Origin of the sequence: Halovenus anhuiensis (assembly GCF_037080055.1) — an archaeon.
Classification (GTDB): Archaea; Halobacteriota; Halobacteria; order Halobacteriales; family Haloarculaceae; genus Halovenus.
Genome location: NZ_JBAOJI010000003.1, coordinates 30,762 through 48,452 on the forward strand (window position 1 = coordinate 30,762; position 17,691 = coordinate 48,452).

Annotated in this window: 23 protein-coding genes and 1 tRNA gene; 17 read left to right on the top strand and 7 right to left on the bottom strand. The window is 60.9% G+C overall.

The genetic code is table 11. The annotated features are described in order from the left end of the window. Positions 1-43 precede the first annotated feature (43 nt). The 5 genes from aroC to V8P86_RS08865 all read left to right on the top strand — a co-directional run bounded on the left by aroC (position 44) and on the right by V8P86_RS08865 (position 4,409). Positions 44-1,270: a chorismate synthase gene (aroC, locus tag V8P86_RS08845; protein ID WP_336326898.1), complete on the top strand. Its 1,227-nt coding sequence runs from the start codon at positions 44-46 to the stop codon at positions 1,268-1,270. Positions 1,271-1,275: 5 nt separating this feature from the next. Then, positions 1,276-2,280 carry an alpha/beta fold hydrolase gene (locus tag V8P86_RS08850; RefSeq protein WP_336326899.1) on the top strand — a complete coding sequence of 335 codons (1,005 nt, stop codon included), beginning with the start codon at positions 1,276-1,278 and terminating at the stop codon, positions 2,278-2,280. 222 nt (positions 2,281-2,502) lie between these two features. Next, complete coding sequence (locus tag V8P86_RS08855) at positions 2,503-3,531, top strand: alpha/beta fold hydrolase (protein ID WP_336326900.1); 1,029 nt, start codon at positions 2,503-2,505, stop codon at positions 3,529-3,531. A gap of 103 nt (positions 3,532-3,634) precedes the next feature. Next, entirely contained in the window at positions 3,635-4,207 is a 573-nt protein-coding gene (locus V8P86_RS08860) for a halocyanin domain-containing protein (protein WP_336326901.1), read from the top strand. A gap of 58 nt (positions 4,208-4,265) precedes the next feature. Further along, entirely contained in the window at positions 4,266-4,409 is a 144-nt protein-coding gene (locus tag V8P86_RS08865; RefSeq protein WP_336326902.1) for a hypothetical protein, read from the top strand. 13 nt (positions 4,410-4,422) lie between these two features. On the opposite strand, the gene V8P86_RS08870 is transcribed toward V8P86_RS08865, so the two are convergent. Both V8P86_RS08870 and V8P86_RS08875 read right to left on the bottom strand, forming a co-directional pair. Beyond that, positions 4,423-5,655 (bottom strand): ornithine cyclodeaminase, nickel-pincer nucleotide-dependent, encoded by a 1,233-nt coding sequence (locus tag V8P86_RS08870; protein WP_336326903.1) that lies wholly within the window; start codon positions 5,653-5,655, stop codon positions 4,423-4,425. 52 nt (positions 5,656-5,707) lie between these two features. Continuing rightward, positions 5,708-6,253 carry a response regulator gene (locus V8P86_RS08875; protein ID WP_336326904.1) on the bottom strand — a complete coding sequence of 182 codons (546 nt, stop codon included), beginning with the start codon at positions 6,251-6,253 and terminating at the stop codon, positions 5,708-5,710. 214 nt (positions 6,254-6,467) lie between these two features. On the opposite strand from V8P86_RS08875, the gene V8P86_RS08880 reads away from it, so the two are divergent. From V8P86_RS08880 to V8P86_RS08890, 4 genes are all read left to right on the top strand, one after another. Further along, entirely contained in the window at positions 6,468-6,635 is a 168-nt protein-coding gene (locus tag V8P86_RS08880) for a hypothetical protein (protein ID WP_336326905.1), read from the top strand. A 99-nt stretch (positions 6,636-6,734) separates the two neighbouring features. Beyond that, on the top strand, positions 6,735-6,896 hold the full coding sequence (locus V8P86_RS08885) for a hypothetical protein (RefSeq protein WP_336326906.1): 162 nt from the start codon (positions 6,735-6,737) through the stop codon (positions 6,894-6,896). Next, positions 6,823-7,119 (top strand): glycosyltransferase, encoded by a 297-nt coding sequence (locus V8P86_RS18920; protein WP_442909385.1) that lies wholly within the window; start codon positions 6,823-6,825, stop codon positions 7,117-7,119. Before V8P86_RS08885 ends, V8P86_RS18920 begins: the two co-directional genes overlap by 74 nt. Before the next feature lie 3 nt (positions 7,120-7,122). Then, on the top strand, positions 7,123-8,100 hold the full coding sequence (locus V8P86_RS08890) for a phosphoadenosine phosphosulfate reductase family protein (protein WP_336326907.1): 978 nt from the start codon (positions 7,123-7,125) through the stop codon (positions 8,098-8,100). Between the two features lie 69 nt (positions 8,101-8,169). Here V8P86_RS08890 and V8P86_RS08895 read toward each other — a convergent pair whose 3' ends face one another. Continuing rightward, positions 8,170-8,487, bottom strand: a complete 318-nt coding sequence (locus V8P86_RS08895; RefSeq protein WP_336326908.1) for a CGCGG family putative rSAM-modified RiPP protein — start codon at positions 8,485-8,487, stop codon at positions 8,170-8,172. A 128-nt stretch (positions 8,488-8,615) separates the two neighbouring features. Here V8P86_RS08895 and V8P86_RS08900 point away from each other — a divergent pair, with 128 nt between their 5' ends. Together V8P86_RS08900 and V8P86_RS08905 are read left to right on the top strand one after the other, a co-directional pair. Next, a complete protein-coding gene (locus tag V8P86_RS08900) occupies positions 8,616-8,792 on the top strand; it encodes a hypothetical protein (RefSeq protein ID WP_336326909.1) in 177 nt (58 codons plus the stop codon). A gap of 50 nt (positions 8,793-8,842) precedes the next feature. Further along, positions 8,843-9,130, top strand: coding sequence for a hypothetical protein (locus V8P86_RS08905; protein ID WP_336326910.1), 288 nt, complete (start codon positions 8,843-8,845; stop codon positions 9,128-9,130). A gap of 25 nt (positions 9,131-9,155) precedes the next feature. Here V8P86_RS08905 and V8P86_RS08910 read toward each other — a convergent pair whose 3' ends face one another. Beyond that, positions 9,156-9,635, bottom strand: coding sequence for a redoxin domain-containing protein (locus tag V8P86_RS08910; protein WP_336326911.1), 480 nt, complete (start codon positions 9,633-9,635; stop codon positions 9,156-9,158). A gap of 69 nt (positions 9,636-9,704) precedes the next feature. Continuing rightward, positions 9,705-9,917, bottom strand: a complete 213-nt coding sequence (locus V8P86_RS08915; protein ID WP_336326912.1) for a helix-turn-helix domain-containing protein — start codon at positions 9,915-9,917, stop codon at positions 9,705-9,707. Between the two features lie 273 nt (positions 9,918-10,190). Here V8P86_RS08915 and V8P86_RS08920 point away from each other — a divergent pair, with 273 nt between their 5' ends. Then, a complete protein-coding gene (locus tag V8P86_RS08920; RefSeq protein ID WP_336326913.1) occupies positions 10,191-10,967 on the top strand; it encodes a hypothetical protein in 777 nt (258 codons plus the stop codon). 53 nt (positions 10,968-11,020) lie between these two features. Here V8P86_RS08920 and V8P86_RS08925 read toward each other — a convergent pair. Continuing rightward, positions 11,021-11,095, bottom strand: a tRNA-Val gene (locus V8P86_RS08925). Positions 11,096-11,240: 145 nt separating this feature from the next. Between V8P86_RS08925 and tpiA the strand changes: the two genes are divergently transcribed. The 3 genes from tpiA (at position 11,241) to V8P86_RS08940 (ending at position 14,476) form a co-directional block, all read left to right on the top strand. Beyond that, a complete protein-coding gene (tpiA, locus tag V8P86_RS08930; RefSeq protein WP_336326914.1) occupies positions 11,241-11,882 on the top strand; it encodes a triose-phosphate isomerase in 642 nt (213 codons plus the stop codon). 50 nt (positions 11,883-11,932) lie between these two features. Further along, positions 11,933-13,498 (top strand): NAD(P)/FAD-dependent oxidoreductase, encoded by a 1,566-nt coding sequence (locus tag V8P86_RS08935; protein WP_336326915.1) that lies wholly within the window; start codon positions 11,933-11,935, stop codon positions 13,496-13,498. Between the two features lie 84 nt (positions 13,499-13,582). Next, complete coding sequence (locus tag V8P86_RS08940; protein WP_336326916.1) at positions 13,583-14,476, top strand: 1,4-dihydroxy-2-naphthoyl-CoA synthase; 894 nt, start codon at positions 13,583-13,585, stop codon at positions 14,474-14,476. 4 nt (positions 14,477-14,480) lie between these two features. Here the strand turns inward: V8P86_RS08940 and V8P86_RS08945 are convergent, their stop codons facing one another. Next, complete coding sequence (locus V8P86_RS08945; protein WP_336326917.1) at positions 14,481-15,299, bottom strand: aldo/keto reductase; 819 nt, start codon at positions 15,297-15,299, stop codon at positions 14,481-14,483. Positions 15,300-15,455: 156 nt separating this feature from the next. Here V8P86_RS08945 and V8P86_RS08950 point away from each other — a divergent pair, with 156 nt between their 5' ends. Together V8P86_RS08950 and aglJ are read left to right on the top strand one after the other, a co-directional pair. Then, complete coding sequence (locus V8P86_RS08950) at positions 15,456-16,604, top strand: multicopper oxidase domain-containing protein (protein WP_336326918.1); 1,149 nt, start codon at positions 15,456-15,458, stop codon at positions 16,602-16,604. Positions 16,605-16,677: 73 nt separating this feature from the next. Then, the gene (gene aglJ, locus V8P86_RS08955) at positions 16,678-17,691 is read left to right on the top strand and encodes an S-layer glycoprotein N-glycosyltransferase AglJ (protein WP_336326919.1); all 1,014 of its coding nucleotides are present in this window, start codon (positions 16,678-16,680) and stop codon (positions 17,689-17,691) included.

Sequence of the window (17,691 nt, forward strand, 5' to 3'; positions counted from 1 at the left end):
CAAGCCGTGGTCTTTTTACTTCCTAACTGCTTGCAGTATGACAATGAACGGCAATCGATTCGGTCGGCTCTTTCAGGTGACGACCTTCGGTGAGTCTCACGGCGAGGCGATGGGCTGTACAGTCAGCGGCTGTCCGGCCGGCGTCGAACTGAGCGAGGAGGACATCCAGGCGGAACTCGACCGACGGAAACCGGGTCAGTCGATGATCACTACCTCCCGGGGCGAACCCGACGAGGTGTCGATCAAATCTGGAGTACAGGACGGCTACACAACCGGGACGCCAATCGGGATGGTGATCCAGAACAAAGACGCCCGCTCGGGCAAGTACGAACCCTTCGTGACCGCTCCCCGACCCTCCCACGGCGACTACACCTACTCGGCGAAATTCGGAACGCGCAACTGGGGCGGTGGGGGGCGCTCCTCCGCACGCGAGACGGTCAACTGGGTCGCTGCGGGTGCAATCGCCAAACAGGTCTTCGAGCAAAGCGAGTACGACATCCAGGTCAAAGCCCACGTCAACCAGGTCGGTGACATCGAGGCCCCTGAGGTGAGTTTCGAGGAGATGCTCGAACACACCGAAGAGAACGAGGTCCGGTGTGCTCACCCCGAGACGGCCGAGAAGATGCGCGAGGCAATCGACGAATACCAGCAGGAAGGTGACTCCATCGGTGGCTCTGTCTACTTCGAGTGCCGTGGTGTCCCTCGTGGACTCGGCGCGCCACGATTCGACTCCTTCGCCGCCCGCCTCGGGCAAGCGATGTTCTCCATTCCGGCCACCAGCGGCTTCCAGTTCGGCAAGGGCAGGGAGACGCGGACCATGCGCGGTATCGAGCGCAACGAAGACTGGGAGTTTGACGACGGCGAATCTCACCCCGAAACCGTCAGCGAGGAGGGCGACCCCGTCCCGGTTGGCAACGACCACGGCGGTCTCCAGGGGGGCATCACGACCGGCGAACCGATCTATGGCGAGGCCACCTGGCACGCCCCGACGAGCATCCCGAAAGAGCAGACGACCGCGGACTGGGAGACCGGCGAGCGCAAGGAGATTCAGGTCGTCGGCCGACACGATCCGGTGCTGATGCCGCGAGCGGTGCCTGTCGTCGAGGCGATGCTCCGGCTAACGATTCTGGACTTCATGCTGCTGGGCGGGCGGATCAATCCTGACCGACTCGACGACCAGCCGGGCGAATACGACACCGAGTATCATCCGAGTAGCCCGGTCGACGATCCCGATAACGCCGACACTCACGCCGAAAGCGTCGACGAATAGCGACCATGTTCCAGATCCCCCAGCTCGTTACCCAGCTTGCGACAGAAACCTACAGCGAGTTCGGGCTGCTCCAGCCCGATAAGGGGACCACAGCACTCGAACGGGAGTACACCGACCGAACGTCGGGGTTCGTCGAAGTCGGCGACAGTCGTATCCACTACCGGGAGGCCGGTGATCCATCGGATCCGACGGTCGTGTTGCTCCATGGAACCTACTCCTCGTTGCATACGTGGGACGGCTGGGTCGCCGAACTGAAAGATCGATACCACGTCCTCCGGCTCGACATGCCCGGATTCGGCCTGACCGGACCGCGCCAGCAGGGCGAACACACGCTCGAATATCTCATCGAGACGGTCGGGAAGTTCTGCGATGCACTCGGCGTATCGGGAGTGACGCTGGTCGGGAATTCACTGGGCGGCGGCATCGCGTGGCGACTCTCGGTCGATCGGCCGGATCTCGTCTCTCAGTTGATCCTCATCGACGCCGGCGGCGCGACGCTCTTGGCTCGACTCGCGGGGAACCTGATGACTCTCGGCACGGATTTTGTGCCGCGATACGTCACGCCTCGGCTGATCATCCGGCTGATCATCAGAGACGCCTACGGTGACGAATCGAAGGTTACACCGCAGTTAGTCCGGCGATACCACGATCTGTTACTCCGCTCCGGCAACCGCAGCTCGGTGCTGGAAATCGCGCGCAACTATGCGGCTGACCACCCCGGCGGCGAAGTCGACGATCCGTACGGATCACGACTCCCGTACCTGCCGTCATCGTACAATCCATCGCCACACATTCTGGACAATTACGACATCGAGGCCGTCTCGGTCCCGACGTTGTTCCAGTGGGGCAGCGAAGACGAGTGGTTGCCACTCGCCTTCGGCAAGCAACTGGCCGAGCGAATCCCGGAGAGTCACTTTCTCACCTACGACGGCATCGGCCACATTCCGATGGAGGAAGTCCCAATCCCGACGGCCCGGGACGCCGACCGGTTCCTTCTTGACTACCAGTGAATTTCCCTCGTGAGAATCTGAACAGGTGGTCGATATTATCACAGACCTTTCAGCACGAAATATTGATCATATGAGTATATGAGTCACAGTTAAGTATATAGAACGATAGAATCAGCCTACGCCGATGGCTTGTGTGACTCATTCACAGACTGGGTGCTCTTGGTGTGTGGCCGCATATCGTCTTTCTGCTCGGATCGACTCGTCCGGTGGGGGGATCTAGACATGCTGGCGTTTCCACTCACGACAGGGATTCAGATGGCACAGTCGGTCGTTTCCGAGACCTACAGCGAGATCGTTCCGTTCCAACCGGACCGTCCTCGTCGAAATCTGGAGCGAGAGTACGTCAGCGACACGTCCAGATTTATCGACGTCAACGGGACAGATATCCACTACCGGATCGAAGGAAACGCCGACGGGCCGACACTGCTGCTGATCCACGGGACCTATTCGTCGCTTCACACGTGGGATGGTTGGGTCGACCAGTTGACCGAGAAGTTTCGGCTCGTCAGGCTGGACCTGCCCGGATTCGGACTGACTGGTCCGCGGGAGGACGGCCCGAACCGGCTGGAGGGGCTCATCGAGGCGGCAGGTAACTTCTGTGACGAACTCGGGCTCTCCGAGATTGCGGTCGCGGGCAACTCGCTGGGCGGTGCCGTCGCGTGGCGGCTCTCGGTCGACCGGCCGGATCTGGTCTCGAAACTCGTCTTGCTCGATGCTGGCGGCGCGACGCTGTTGTCGAAACTGGGTCGAAAGTACTCTCCTCTCGGCAGCGATTTCGTGCCGCGGTACGTCACGCCCCGGTCGGTCATCAGACTGATTCTCAAAGACGCCTACGGCGACCCGTCGAAGGTCACGCCGGAGTTGGTCCGGCGGTACCACGACCTGTTGCTCCGATCGGGGAATCGACGTGCTGTCATCGAAATCGCGCGCAACTACCAGCGCGAACACGACGACAGTCACAACGGCTGGGAACTGCTCGACGTGCGTCCGCCGGCGCTGCCTTCCAGTCCGGATCTGCACCCGAACGTGCAAGACGACTACAGCATCGCCGACGTGTCGGTCCCGACGCTGTTTCAGTGGGGCAGCGAAGACGAGTGGCTCCCGATGTCGTTCGGCCGGGAACTGGCCGACGAAACGCCCGACGCCGTCTTCCAGAGCTACGAGGGTATCGGACACATCCCGATGGAGGAGGCACCGACGCAGACTGCAGCAGATGCGGCCGCGTTCCTCCGAGCGACGGACTCGGCCTGATCGGGTTCGTTCCCCGAACTGGTTCGGTACTACTGGCTGATTGCTGTGTTCCGAACCGAAGCATTAAATCCGGCATGCCAATAACTGCCAGCTAGAACGATCGATGACACGAGAACTGACCCGACGAGACCTGCTGGGAATTGCCGGTGCTGCTGGCTCTGTCGCGCTGGCCGGGTGTGGCGGTGTGCTCGGTGACAAACGCGGCGTGCCGGGAACGCAGGGGACGAAAACCGATAGAGACGACGACGACGGCGGCAGTACGGTCCCGGAAGGTGTCCCGGAAGCAGTCCACAATTGGCTGATGGAAGGCGACGGCGGACAGGCGGCACAGATCTACTCCAACGAGCCATCGGCTTCCGATATGACCGGCCAAGACAGCGCGACCATCGCTGTCGGTGCAGGTGCCCAGGGCGTCGCCTTCGATCCGCCGCTCGCAATCGTCAGCACCGGAACGGAGGTCACGTGGGAATGGACCGGTGAAGGCGGTGCTCACAACGTCGTTACCGACATCAACTCCGGTTCCGTCCCAGTCGATATTGAACTCGATAGCGGTCAAGCACAGAGCAGTGCCGACACCACCTACTCCTTCACGTTCGAGGAGACCGGTGTCGCACCGTACGTCTGCATCCCACACCGTGCTGTTGGGATGATCGGTGCAGTCGTCGTCCAGGAGTAACAGCCTCTCGCCTTCTTTTCGTTCCCGCTCGTCGAAGAGATGCTCGGCCAGAATCGGTGTGACGGTCTCAACCCACCAGTTTCCCGCTCGGGATGCCCGCCACGCTCGCAATCTGTTCAAACATCTGGTCTTCGCGACCGAAGTGAGTGAAGCCTCGGGAGAGTTTGTTCTCCCGGTGGGCAGTACGGCACTCGCCCGCTAGATCTCGTTCGTGGTTACTCTCGTTCGTCGAAGAGATGCTCGGCCAGAATCGGAACGAACGTACCGATGTCGGTCACCATTCCGACGGCCTGAGCGCTCCCGCGGTCGACCAGTTGCGTGACGGTGGCCGGGTTGATATCCACACAGACCGTTCGCGTGGTCGACGGCAGACAGTTTCCGACCGCGACGGAGTGCAGTAGTGTCGAGAGCATCATGACGAAATCGGCCTCGTGGGCCTGCTCGCGAATCGCGTTCTGTGCCTCGATAGCGTCGGTGATCGTCTCCGGGAGCGGCCCGTCGTCGCGGATCGATCCCGCGATCACGTACGGCACGTCGTTTTGCACGCACTCGTACATCACACCTGATTCGACTAAGCCGTCCTCGACCGCGTCCTCGATGCCGCCGGCGCGGATAATCTCGCTGATCGTGTAGATGTGGTGTTTGTGCCCCTTCCGCGGGTGGTCGAGTTCCTCGGTATCCATCCCCAACGAGGTGCCATACAGGTCCCGTTCGAGGTCGTGGACGGCGAATCCGTTACCGATCGAAAGCATGTCGATGTAACCCTCTCGGACGAGTGCTGCCAGATCTTCTCGCGCTCCCGAGTGGATCAGCGCCGGTCCACAAACTGCCAGGACTTTCCCATCTTCGCGTTTGGTCTCCTCGATGGCTCCCGCAATCTTCCGAATCGTCGACTCTGACGGTCGCTCTGAGGAGACTCCGCCCTGCATGAAGCCGAAGGCTCCCTCGGAGTCACGCGGTCGATCCGGCGGATTGACGCGAATCCCCGCGTCGCCGGTCACGATCATGTCGTCCTCTTCGACGGCGTTGAGCACTTTTGTGTACGCGCGTGGGTCGTCACCGTCTTCGACGACAACCGCACAGTCCATCTCGATGTCTTCGACGGGGACCCACTCGCCGTCGTAGCGGATATCGGTTGGGTGGTTGGTCGTCGAATAAAAGCCCTTGGGGACGACCTGATCTTTCGGTGCTGGCTCCAGCGTGGCGTCGGCCGGGTCGGCCGGATTCGCGCCGTTCTGGTGGAGTTCGTGGATGATCGACTGCAGCGTCTCCTCGTCGTCGGCCTCGACGAGCAACCGAGCGTAGGACTTCTCGGTTTTGCTGCGGCCGATATTGAACTCCTCGACCTCGAAGGAGCCGCCCATCTCCATGATTACCCGGAACGAAGTCTCCATCATCCCCGAATCGATGATGTGACCGTCGAGTTCGACAGTCCGTGAAACAGTCATGCCCGAAGGCTAGCGGCAGGCCACCAAGACGGTTTTGGGTTACAGAGAGCGGTCAGTCCGCCTGCAATCGCGGATCGATCTGTTCGCTCACCTCTTCCAGTACAGAACCAAGCTCTTCGTGCAGCGTCTGCATCTCTGTGATCACCTGGTCGTATTCGTCGGTATCTCCTTTGTTGGCTGCCTCTAACGCTGATTTCTTGGCGGCGAGGCTGAAAAACTGCTGGACTCGCTCATCGTACTCGCTTCGCTGGAGAAGAGTATCGACGAGGTCGAGTAACTCTTCGTTGTCGATGGGCTTGGTCACGTACGCGTCGAAGGCCATCTCGACGATATCGACACCGGGTTCGACGGCTGTCAGCATCGCGACCATCGCTGAGAATCCCTGCTCGGTGAACTCCGCGAGCACTTCGTCGCCGGACATCCCCGGCATCCGTCGGTCGAGTAAGACAACATCGACCGATTCGTCCATCGCTTCGAGGGCGTCGTCCCCACTCGTCGCGAGTCGGGTGTCGTAGTCCATCCCGACAACTGTCTCGTATGCCTCAGCGAGTCCTCTCTGATCCTCGACGATCAAGACCGTTGGCGCTGATCCTGTCATGTCTGTAATTGGTGCCGATACCACCGACTGCGGATCCTCCGGACAGGTTCCTGCTTTCCCCACTGCCCCCCATTCGGTCCGTATCCCAGCACTCGGCCCGCAGTTCGCCGGCGGCCCGTTTCGTATGCTACCAATTGTGAAGATGCCCTCAAGTAAGTTGTGTCCACATTCAATTCAGCGATAATATTTTGTCGGTCAATACCTAGTCTCAAGTATGCCCATCATGTCGAGTGACGACTTCTCGTTGCATCGGGACGAGTGCGATGCGGCCGGAGATGGAATGCCGATTTCGGATCTTCCTGACGAGGTCGAGTCGATCGACGATCTCGACTGTGAGTGCTGGGACGATATCAACTCACTCGCCGACCTCTCCTCGACGTAAGATTCCAAAATCTTTTGAACCCACTCCGGAGAGATACCGTAGCCGAATGGTCCCGTCTGCGTTCGTACTGGCTGGTGTCGCACTCCACGAGGTCTCTCGATGAGTGCCCCGACGATGCACGTCGGCTTCGTCGTCTACGGGGGACTCGATGGAGTCTCTGGAGGCGATGGAACGCGGGACCGTCCCTATCGCCGGCGGTCTCGGCGGTGCAAGCGAGTTCATCACCCACAACGAGAACGGCTTTCTCGTCGGACCGGCTGATGCGCACGCGCTTCGGAACATTCTGAGCCGACTCTGTTCAGATCGTGACCGTCTCGCCGAACTCTCGGCTGCCGCCACAGAGACTGCAGCAGACCATCCGACGTGGGGCCGACTCGTTCGCCCGAGCCAGAGAATTTATGTTGAATCAGGCTGGTCTTCTCGAATAACCCGACTTCTCCGAACTCGAAAAGTACTTATCCAAGATGTAATTAGATGTAATTAGATTATGGCAGACCAAGCGAACTTTCCGGAGTATCTGGACGTCGATTACACCGAGGGTGAGGGCGAAGACCCCGCCGATTACCCGTCGATCGAGGATAAAGTAGAGAAAGCAATCGAAGTGACCCGTGAGGGCCTCGAACAGTACGAGAACCCGGTCGTGATGTGGACGGGTGGGAAAGACTCGACGCTGACGCTGTATTTCATCAAGGAGGTCGCCGACCGCTTCGACCTCGAAGTTCCGCCGGTCGTCTTCATCGACCACTACCAGCACTTCGACGAACTCATCGAGTTCACCAAGCACTGGGCCGACGAGTGGGATCTGGAACTCATCTGGGCCCGCAACGAGGATGTCGGTAACTACGTCGAGGAGAACGACCTCGAACCGGGCGACGACATCCCCGTCGACGCCCTTTCCGAGCACAACCAACACCACATCCGCGACCTGCTGGAGTACGAGGAGGACACCTTCCCGTTCCTGCTCGACACCTACGTCGGCAACCACCTGCTGAAGACGGTCGCGCTCAACGACACGCTCGAAGAGTACGATGTTGACGCCGTCCTCTCCGGTGTCCGCTGGGACGAGCAGGAAGCTCGTGCCGACGAGACTTTCTTCTCGCCGCGTCACGACCCGGACATCTACCCGCCCCACGACCGCGTCCAGCCGATCCTCCAGTTCGCCGAGGCTGACGTCTGGGACACGTTCTGGAACTTCGTCGTTCCGGATACTGTCGAGGGCTACCCGGACGACGGCTACGTCCCGCAGGGTCAGGACGACCTCCCCGAGGGCGTCGAGAAAGACGACGTTCCGGTCTCGCCGAAGTACTTCGCCGGATTCCGCTCGCTGGGCAGTGAGGTCTCGACGGACAAATCCGCCGAGGAACCCGCCTGGCTGCAGGATATGGCGAACACGACCGAGCGCGCGGGCCGCGCCCAAGACAAAGAGGACCTGATGGAGCGCCTGCGCGACCTCGGCTACATGTAAACTGCCGGCAAAACGTATTCTTCTCTGATTTTTCGACTGACGCGACCGGCAGGACTGCTAACTATCGCGCTACTCCACGTAGACGCGGGTAACGTGGCCCCCACAGCCACACTGGTCGATATACTCCCACTCGATTGTCTGGCCGTCGTAGGCCGAAAGCTCGTCGTACAGGAACGTTTCGGGATGGCCCAGTTCTCCGTGCGTGACGAGATTGACGTGATTTCCCGGAACGGTGTGTTCGATAGCGTCGATCCCGTCGCGGACCGCACGCTCGGGGTCGTCGGCGTACTCCGGCGTTTCGAGATTCACGGACCAGGAGTTATCGTGCATCTCCTCGGTGACCGGTTCGGCGTCGTGATCGTGGTCGTGGTCGTCTGTGGCTCCCATGACCTCCGATTCGCCGTGAACACACTTGATTCAGTGTCTACTTCCCGAAAACTGGGAACGGGTCGTATGCGAACGCGAGGGAAGATGTTCGCAGATACGCACACGTCAGTGTCGGCACAATCGGTTGCATGGCAAAAAAGGCGTTTCTGTTGTTGAGTTTGCCCGAGCGGCCCGGGAAATTCGCGAACCCGCTCACCGACGCCCGCCAACTCGACGAGGCGGAAGGGGTCTCTGTCGACGGGACCGAACACGCGCCCGACGTTGCCGCGCTGGAAGCCGACGGCTACGAGTTACATCTTGTGTAGCGAAGGTGTTCGGGTGAATGGCCATCCCCGTCGCTGACCAATTCGTTTCCATGACCGAGCAAACTACCGCCGGGGGCGTTGTCGTCACGTTCCACCCCCAGCGGTGGGTCGAAACTGCCGCCAAGGCCCACGAGTCGGGCCGGAGACAGCTATCCGATGCGGAGAACCGAGAGACGACTTCCTTCACTGTCCCGCGTGCGGACGCGACCGATCAGGAGGGCAATCGCTATCCGGACGAATCCTACGAAGCGAATCAACTGGTCACCCACGAGCAGGCCCCGGAGTGGGTGACCGACTGGGACGGCCCGTATTTCGTGACGACCGAAGCGTCCGACTGACGCGGAGACGTCCGACTCCGCTCGCTCAGTGATTTTGGACGGCGTCGAGCACTTCCTCGTAATCCGGTTCGTTGGTCGGATCGTCGGCGACCCAGTCGTAGGCAATCTCGCCGTCGTTGTCGATGACGAATACGGCACGGTTGGCGATGCCGTGCAGTCCCAGGTCTCCGATATCTATCTCCAGCCCGTAGGCTCGAATCGCTTCCCCGGACATGTCGCTGACGAGGTCGAACTCGATGCCGTGTTCCTCGCGGAAGACTCCCTGCGAGAACGGCGAGTCGGCACTGAGACCGATAATCGTCGCTCCGGCATCCTCGAAGTCGTCGAGATGGTCCTGGAAGGCGATCATCTCGTTGGTACACGGTGGAGTGAACGCACCGGGGAACGAGGCGAGCACAATCGGGCCATCCCCGATGTGGTCGGCGAGGTCGAACGGTTCGTGGTCATTCGTTCCCACTGTCGCTGTGAATGTCGGCGCATCGTCGCCTGTCTGTGGTGTCGACATGTTCATAGACACGGCTGACTACCGGATAAAACTGGAGCCGAACGAGTGTGGTATTGGCTGCTGAGACGGCTACGACTCCTCACGGGGGTCTTGTACCAACTCGTACAGCCCGGTCGGATCGTGTCGCTTCTCGACGTATTCTGCTGCAACCAGCACATTCAGCCGATTGTGAACGTGTTGACGGGAATAGTCCAACTCCTCGGCCAGGTAGCCGACCGTACAGCGACCACCCGCCAACATCTCTAAAATTGCGTAATCGGCTTCGGTCAGATCTACTCCCACGCTACCTGTCTACTCACGAGTCCAGCATGTATTACTTTCTAACTCCAACGCCTGATTTTCCATATACAGTAGACAAATAGTAAACTACAACACGAGCCCATACATACGATAACGGGAGAAGCGCGTCATAGGAGAACGGCTGTGGCCGCCTGCTGGGACAGGCGACCGCGCTTCTCTAGGGTGAGAAGCAATGCAATCTACGAGAGAGATACACAAAGAGGTTATCGAGAATCGTTCCGACAACCAGCGACAGCGATTGGCATGGAGGCACGGATGAGTTGGCAATATCGCGACGCAGACTTTCTCCGCGAGCAGTACGTCCACAACCAGAAGTCAGCCCCCGAGATTGCAGACCTCTGCAACGTCTCTTCGAGTACGATCAGTCGATGGTTGGATCGCCACGGAATCGAGCGGGACCGTCGGTATCAAGACCGGGAGTGGCTCCTCCGACAGTACGTCTTCCGACAGCGAGATCAACACGAGATCGCGGCAGACTGCGGTGTTGCGGAGTCGACGATCTGCTACTGGCTCTCGCGACACGACATTACCGATGGTGAATCGATGGAATCGGGCATGTGCGAATCCTGTGGGGGGTCGTTTCGCTACTACCCCTCCGTCGGAACTCGGAAATTCTGCTCGACTGCGTGCGCAAACGAACCCCGGAAACGGCAGGTCGAAGTCACCTGTCCAAATTGTGACGAGTCCTTCGAGCGCTGGGCATCGCTCGACACTCAATACTGCTCGATGGCCTGTTGGGGTGCGGATCACGAAACCGACACTGACGGCTATTATCTCGGACTCTGGCAACGACAACGCGAAAAAGCTCTCAAACGTGATAGCTATGAATGTACTGTCTGTGGAATCACGGACCACGCACATCGGGAGCGATTTGGACGTGGACTAGAAGTCCATCATGAGACTCCAGTCCGGTTATTCAAACAGTGGAACAAACCTCCAGAACACGCACATGTCTTAGCTAATCTCACGACTGTCTGCCGAACACATCATCCAGATGCTCCCGGCAGTACCGTTGAACTGACCGATTCTTGAGGATGCAGATTTTTCTGCGCGACCTTGAAAGAACATGTAGGAAAACTGGGGAGTGGGTTTGGGCAGATTTGAACTGCCGGCCTCCTCCATGTCAAGGAGGTGTCATAACCGAACTAGACCACAAACCCTCGCTTGCAATCAATGGTTGACGGCAGGGATAATTAAAGGTCACGGATTCGTCCCGACGCCGTACGGGAGTGATCCACTGGCGAGGCAGAACCGACGCCGGTCTACGACACAATCTATTTGCCCCCGCCGGTCGGGGGTATGGGTATGTTCGTTCTCGTCAATCTGAAAGCCTACCCGTGCGATCCAGTCGAAGTCGCAGAGGCAGCAGTATCCGTCGATAGTCCCGGGGCGGAAGTCGCAATCGCTCCCCAGGCCGCACACATCGACGCCGTCGCCGACACCGGCGTCCAGACGTGGGCCCAACACGTCGGTTCCGTAGACCACGGCAGCCACACCGGGAGCACGCTCGCCGAGGCCGCCGCCGACGCCGGCGCGACCGGGACGCTGCTCAACCACTCCGAAAACCGGCTGAAACTCGCCGATATCGACGGCAGTCTCGACGCGGCCGACCGCGTCGGCTTCGATACCTGCGTCTGTGCGAACAACCCCGACCAGATCCGCGCCGCGGCGGCGCTCGGTCCCGACGCCGTCGCAGTCGAACCGCCGGAACTCATCGGCACCGGAACGCCGGTCAGCAAGGCCGATCCGGATATCGTCCGCGATGCTGTCGAGGCTGCCGAATCGGTCGATCCCTCGGTCGATGTCTACTGCGGCGCAGGGATCTCGACCGGGGACGATGTCGTCGCGGCCCGCGAACTCGGTGCCGAGGGTGTCCTGCTCGCAAGCGGCGTCGCAAAGGCTGACGATCCGGCCGAAGCACTCGAAGACCTCGTTTCTCCACTGTGATCTGAAACGCGGGGCGCAGGCTCTTTGCCTCCGCAGGCCAAGAGTCGCGTATGCGTGTTGCCGTACTCGGCGCTGGATACGCCGGACTGACCGTTGCCCGCCGTCTCGAACGTACACTTCCTCCGGACGCAGATCTCGTCGTGGTCGACGAGTCGACGGAACACCTTCTCCAGCACGAACTCCACCGCTTGATCCGATATCCGGATCTCGAATCCGCGATCACCGTCCCGCTCGAAAATATTCTCTCGCGGGCGGAGATCCGCCAGGCCACCGTCGCTGATCTCGACGCTGATGCCGGCACCGCAACGCTCGAAACCGCCGACGGCACTGAAACGCTTTCTTACGACCTCGCAGCCGTCTGTCTCGGCTCCAAAACCGAGTTTTATGGGCTCGACAGCGTCGAAGAGAACGCGCTCCCGCTGAAGTCGATCGCAGACGCGGACGCGATTCGTACGGCCGCGCTGGAGAATCCCAGCGGAACCGCCCTCGTCGGGGGTGGCGGCCTCTCCGGAATCCAGGCCGCGGGCGAACTCGCCGCGCTCTCCGAGGAAGAAGGACTGGATCTCGACGTTCGGATCGTCGAGATGGCCGACCGGATCGCTCCTGGATTTGACGCCGCTTTCGCCGAAGCGGTGCAGGACGAACTACTCGCGCGTGGCGTCACCATCGAAACCGGCGTCGCCGTCGACTCGGCCGAGGAAGGGACGGTCCACCTCGAAGACGGCCGCTCACTCTCGGCGGCGGTGTTCGTCTGGACCGGCGGCATCCGCGGCCCGGCCGCATTCGGCGGCGAACGCCGGCCGACCGCTCGTGATCTCCAGATCAGCGACAGCACGTTCGTGGTCGGAGATTCGGCCGCAATCACCGACGAGAACGGACAGGCCGTCCCCGCCAGCGCCCAGACCGCAGTCCGTCAGGCACGTGTTGCCGCGCGGAATATCGCGACCCTCGCCGGCGCGGACGAACACTCGGACACATCGGTCGCAATCAGTGTCTCCGACGAGAACGAACCCGTCGCATCTGACGAGCACCCACCAGCCGATTCTTCGTCCGAGCTCTCGGTGTACCGGCCGGAGACGGCCGGCTGGGTTGTCAGCGTCGGAGATGGGGCCGTCGCGCAGGTGGGCCCGTTCGTCTTCAGCGGCGAACCGGCGAAGGCGGCCAAAGCCGTCATCGGCGTCGGCCATCTCGGCTCCGTCGGCGCGATCAGACAGGCCTCGGATCTGGTCGCCGAGGAACTCGACTGGCCGACCGCGAGCGGCAAACTCGACAGATTCGACGGGCGGCCGTCTGACGTGCTCCCGACAGATCCAGGCTCGCCGAGCGAATTCGGCGGCCCGGCCCTGTCCGTCCTCGCTGCCATCGAAGGCCTGTTTGGCGACGACCAGTCCGTCGACCTGACAGCACTCACTCGACCGACGGACCGAAGCTACCCCGGAAGCATGGTCCAGCAACTGCAGCAGACCATGTTCGGTTCGCTGGATGCGATGTTCGGCGGTACTGACCGGGACGGAGAGGGCGAGGCGGTCGAAATCGACGTGGTCGATAAAGGACCGGAAAAGGACGGCGACAATGCCGACGAGGCTGACGGGACAGCAGACGACGGCAATAACTGACTGGTCTCTGACTGCCGACCTGAATCGAGGCTCGCTCCTTCGGACGATAACAACCATTTTGCCGACTCCCTCCCGACTTCGGGTATGGTTTCGGAACTGTTCGACGACTCCCGCTGGGAACCCGTCGATGCCTTCGAGCTTACCGATATCACGTACCACCGCGGGACCGACGTGCCCGCGGTCCGCATCGCCTTCGACCGGCCGGACGTGCGCAACGCCTTCCGCCCGGAGACGGTCGATCAACTGTACACTGCGCTGGATCACGCCCGCCGTCAGCCCGATATCGGCTGTATCCTGCTGACAGGCAACGGCCCATCCTCGAAAGACGGCGGCTGGGCCTTCTGCTCGGGCGGCGACCAGCGAATCCGCGGCGAAGACGGCTACGAGTACGAAGACGACAGCGAGGAAGCCGCCGCGCAGGAAGGCTTAGGTCGCCTGCATATCCTCGAAGTCCAGCGACTCATCCGATTCATGCCCAAGCCGGTCATCTGCGTCGCGCCGGGGTGGGCCGTCGGCGGCGGCCACTCGCTGCACGTCGTCTGTGACATGACCATCGCCAGCGAGAACGCGATTTTCAAACAGACCGACGCCGATGTCGGGTCCTATGACGCCGGCTTCGGATCTGCCTACCTCGCCCGACAGGTCGGCCAGAAGAAAGCCCGCGAGATTTTCTTCCTCGGCCGGGACTACGATGCCGAGGAAGCCGCCGAGATGGGGATGGTCAACGAAGTGACCGACCACGAAGAGCTAGAAGATGTGGCGCTTGAGTGGGCCGACGCGATCACCCGCAAGTCACCGATGGCGATTCGGATGCTCAAATACGCCTTCAACATGATCGACGACGGCATGGTCGGCCAGCAGGTATTCGCCGGCGAGGCGACGCGATTGGGCTACATGACCGACGAAGCACAAGAAGGACGAGACGCCTTCAACGAGAAGCGCGAACCGAACTTCCGGCAGTTCCCGTGGCACTACTGAGTGCTCAGACGCCCAACTGCCCGCGGACCATCGTGACCCCGGTTTTGAGATACGAGGGCCGAGTGATCTGATCGTGTTCCGCGCGAGTGAGTTTGAAATCGAAGATGTCGATGTTGTCTGCGAGATGGGCGCGTGAGGTCGACATCGGGATGGTGATGACGTTCTCGTGCTGGGTGGCCCACCGGATCGACACCTGCGGCCCGCTTTTACCGTAGCTTCGGCCAATATCGGCCAGCAGGTCGTCGTCGATAGCGCCGCCGTTGGCCAGCGGACTGTATCCCGTCAGGGTCACGTCCGAATCCTGGCAATAGGAGAGCAATTCCCGCTGTGGCCACCACGGATGGAAGAGCACCTGATTGGTGAAAATCGGCACGTCGGAGAGTTCCTGTGCACGCTTGAGTCGATCCACACCAAAGTTACTGACGCCGATAAATCGGGTCAGATCCTGGCGGACACACTCGTTGAGACCGTCGATCACGTCGGGGAGATCCGCCAGCGGATGCGGCCAGTGGATGAGGAGGAGATCGACCTGCTCGACGCCGAGGAGGTCGACGCTCTCTCTGGCCGACTCGACGATGTCCTCGACACTTCGGTTGGTCGGATCGACCTTCGTGGTGAGAAAAATCTCAGACCGGTCCACGTCGGATTCTGTGATTGCCCTGCCGACAGCAGTCTCGTTTTCGTACAACTGGGCCGTATCGACGTGGCGATATCCCACGTCGAGTGCCATCGAGACGCTCTCGTAGGCCACCTCGGGCTCCATCTGCCACGTTCCGACACCGACTTTGGGGACTTCTACGCCCGCCTGCGTGACGTACTCCATGTACTCAACTTGGGGCTGAACTTTCAAATGGATACTGATACCGGTGGTCGGTGACACCCTATATTTTCAGGTCTTTTCAACAGTTGGGAACAGTTCCCCGGCCCCTGGAATCACGAAGGGGCGTATATCTACCCACCCGCAAAGTTGAGGTGTACAATGACCTTCGATTTCCCCAGCAGGCGGCGATTCATCGCCGGTGCCGGTGCGATCGGTACTGCGGCGTTCGCGGGCTGTATCAGTGATTCTGCGACCGATGACGATCCTGCAGAGAGCGACGAGAACAAAGACGACGGCTCGACCGGCTCGACTCAAGAACTGCCAGACTATCCCTACACGGGCACTCCCGTCACGATAGACCTCTCCGAGCAGGGTTACGAGACGACGCTACAGACCGTCTCGGCCAGACACGAAGTGGTCGCCGAGGAGTCGAAAAACGGTCCCGTCGAACTACCCGAAGTGTGGGCCTGGAAGGCCGACGACCACGAACCGAGCATCCCCGGACCGATCTATCAGGTCCCCGAAGGCGAGGCATTCCAGATCCACTACGAGAACACCCACAAACGCCCGCACACGGTTCACACCCACGCCGTTTACAAGGACTGGGAAGACGACGGCGCACCGTCGGGTGGCTCCTCACGGATCAACCCCGGCGAGAGCTACACCTACGACTACGTCGCCGACGAACCCGGCGTCCACGCCTACCACTGCCACGTCCAGACCGACACCCACCTCGACATGGGGATGTACGGGATCCTCCACGTGATCCCCGAGGAGCGCGAACCGGTCGACAAGGAGTACTACCTCACGCTGCGGGACTGGGACTCCCAACTCCACGACAGCCACGTCTACGACGACGTTTCCTACGACCCGCGCGAGCGCAGTTCGGACACCTACACCATCAACGGCCGTTCGGCCCCGACGACGTTCCACCCCGAGAAAGGGTCACCGCTGGTCGTCGAAGACGGCGACCGAGTGCGGGTCCATCTGGTCAACGCCGGCTACGAGTCCCACCCGTTCCACACCCACGGTCACCGCTTCGAGGTCGTCCGCGATGACGGCGCGCTCGTGCCAGAGGCCGCCCGCCACGAGAAAGATGTCGTCGACGTTGCGCCGGCCCAGCGAAGGACCATCGAGTTCACCGCCGAGGCCGATCCGGGAATCTACCCGGCTCACTGTCACAAGGCCCACCACGTCACCACCGAAGGCAAATACCCAGGCGGGATGGCGACGGCCATCGTCTACAAGCAGGTCATGGACACCGAGGAGTTCCAGGGCGTGATGGACGCCGCCGGATTCGAGGGGTAATCCGACTCTCGCAGTCTGGTCGTCGCTGGCGGGAACACGTACTTTTTTTGTGTCAGTCATCTACCTGTGAGTAATGGTCGACAGAGACGAGGTCTGTGTTCTTATTCCGACGTACAACGAGGCCGAGGCAGTCGGTGAAGTCATCGAGCGGTTTCTGGCTGTCGGCTACGAGAACATCCTCGTCATCGACGGCGGATCGACCGACGGCACCCAGTCAGTCGCCGCCGACGCCGGCGCGCGCGTCGTCGAACAGAGCGGTGAGGGGAAAGGTCAGGCGGTCCGCGAGGCCGTCGGGATAATCGACGCCCCCTACGTGTTGATGATCGATGGCGACGCGACCTACCGGCCCGAGCAGGCCGACAGACTGGTCGAACCACTCCAGGACGGCCGGGCCGAACACGTTATCGGCGACCGCTTTGCCGACATGCAGTCGGGAGCGATGACCCGCCTGAACCAGTTCGGCAATCGGATCATCAACCGCGTGTTCAGTTTCGTCCACGGCCGTGATTTACAGGATATCCTCAGCGGCTACCGCGCGTTCACGACAGATTCGTTCGACCAACTCTCACTGACGGCCGACGGATTCGGCATCGAGACGGAACTCGCCGTCGAGTGTGTCCGTCACGACATCAAGACGATGGTCGTTCCGGCCACCTACGAGGCCCGGCCTGAGGGCTCGGAGACGAACCTCCGGCCGTTCCGCGACGGCGGGAACATCCTCCTGACGCTGTACCGACTTGCGAAAAAGAACAATCCGATCTTCTATTTCGGCAGTATCGGCGTCGTCAGCGGCCTCGTCGGTGTCGTTCTCGCGGGATTCGTCGCCTTCTCGTGGATCGCGTACGGCATCTCACGGGAGGTCATCGCGCTGGCCAGCGGCGTGGCCATTCTCTTTGGCCTCCAGTTGGTCATGTTCGGCGTGCTCTCGGATCTGATCGTCACCGCGAACCGCCAACAGCGACAGCAGTTCCAGCGAATCGAAAAAAAGATCCAACGACTCGAAGACACTCGACGCGCTGAACCCGACAACCCGGGTCAATCTATCGACGGCGAGGAGACGGTAACCGTCGCCGACGACTCCGAGTAG

Coding starts and splice junctions, on each gene's coding strand:
- aroC (WP_336326898.1), top strand. CDS start 44: ATGAACGGCAATCGATTCGGTCGGCTCTTTCAGGTGACGACCTTCGGT.
- V8P86_RS08850 (WP_336326899.1), top strand. CDS start 1,276: ATGTTCCAGATCCCCCAGCTCGTTACCCAGCTTGCGACAGAAACCTAC.
- V8P86_RS08855 (WP_336326900.1), top strand. CDS start 2,503: ATGCTGGCGTTTCCACTCACGACAGGGATTCAGATGGCACAGTCGGTC.
- V8P86_RS08860 (WP_336326901.1), top strand. CDS start 3,635: ATGACACGAGAACTGACCCGACGAGACCTGCTGGGAATTGCCGGTGCT.
- V8P86_RS08870 (WP_336326903.1), bottom strand. CDS start 5,655: ATGACTGTTTCACGGACTGTCGAACTCGACGGTCACATCATCGATTCG.
- V8P86_RS08875 (WP_336326904.1), bottom strand. CDS start 6,253: ATGACAGGATCAGCGCCAACGGTCTTGATCGTCGAGGATCAGAGAGGA.
- V8P86_RS08880 (WP_336326905.1), top strand. CDS start 6,468: ATGCCCATCATGTCGAGTGACGACTTCTCGTTGCATCGGGACGAGTGC.
- V8P86_RS08885 (WP_336326906.1), top strand. CDS start 6,735: ATGAGTGCCCCGACGATGCACGTCGGCTTCGTCGTCTACGGGGGACTC.
- V8P86_RS08890 (WP_336326907.1), top strand. CDS start 7,123: ATGGCAGACCAAGCGAACTTTCCGGAGTATCTGGACGTCGATTACACC.
- V8P86_RS08895 (WP_336326908.1), bottom strand. CDS start 8,487: ATGGGAGCCACAGACGACCACGACCACGATCACGACGCCGAACCGGTC.
- V8P86_RS08900 (WP_336326909.1), top strand. CDS start 8,616: ATGGCAAAAAAGGCGTTTCTGTTGTTGAGTTTGCCCGAGCGGCCCGGG.
- V8P86_RS08905 (WP_336326910.1), top strand. CDS start 8,843: ATGACCGAGCAAACTACCGCCGGGGGCGTTGTCGTCACGTTCCACCCC.
- V8P86_RS08910 (WP_336326911.1), bottom strand. CDS start 9,635: ATGTCGACACCACAGACAGGCGACGATGCGCCGACATTCACAGCGACA.
- V8P86_RS08920 (WP_336326913.1), top strand. CDS start 10,191: ATGAGTTGGCAATATCGCGACGCAGACTTTCTCCGCGAGCAGTACGTC.
- tpiA (WP_336326914.1), top strand. CDS start 11,241: ATGTTCGTTCTCGTCAATCTGAAAGCCTACCCGTGCGATCCAGTCGAA.
- V8P86_RS08935 (WP_336326915.1), top strand. CDS start 11,933: ATGCGTGTTGCCGTACTCGGCGCTGGATACGCCGGACTGACCGTTGCC.
- V8P86_RS08940 (WP_336326916.1), top strand. CDS start 13,583: ATGGTTTCGGAACTGTTCGACGACTCCCGCTGGGAACCCGTCGATGCC.
- V8P86_RS08945 (WP_336326917.1), bottom strand. CDS start 15,299: ATGGAGTACGTCACGCAGGCGGGCGTAGAAGTCCCCAAAGTCGGTGTC.
- V8P86_RS08950 (WP_336326918.1), top strand. CDS start 15,456: ATGACCTTCGATTTCCCCAGCAGGCGGCGATTCATCGCCGGTGCCGGT.
- aglJ (WP_336326919.1), top strand. CDS start 16,678: ATGGTCGACAGAGACGAGGTCTGTGTTCTTATTCCGACGTACAACGAG.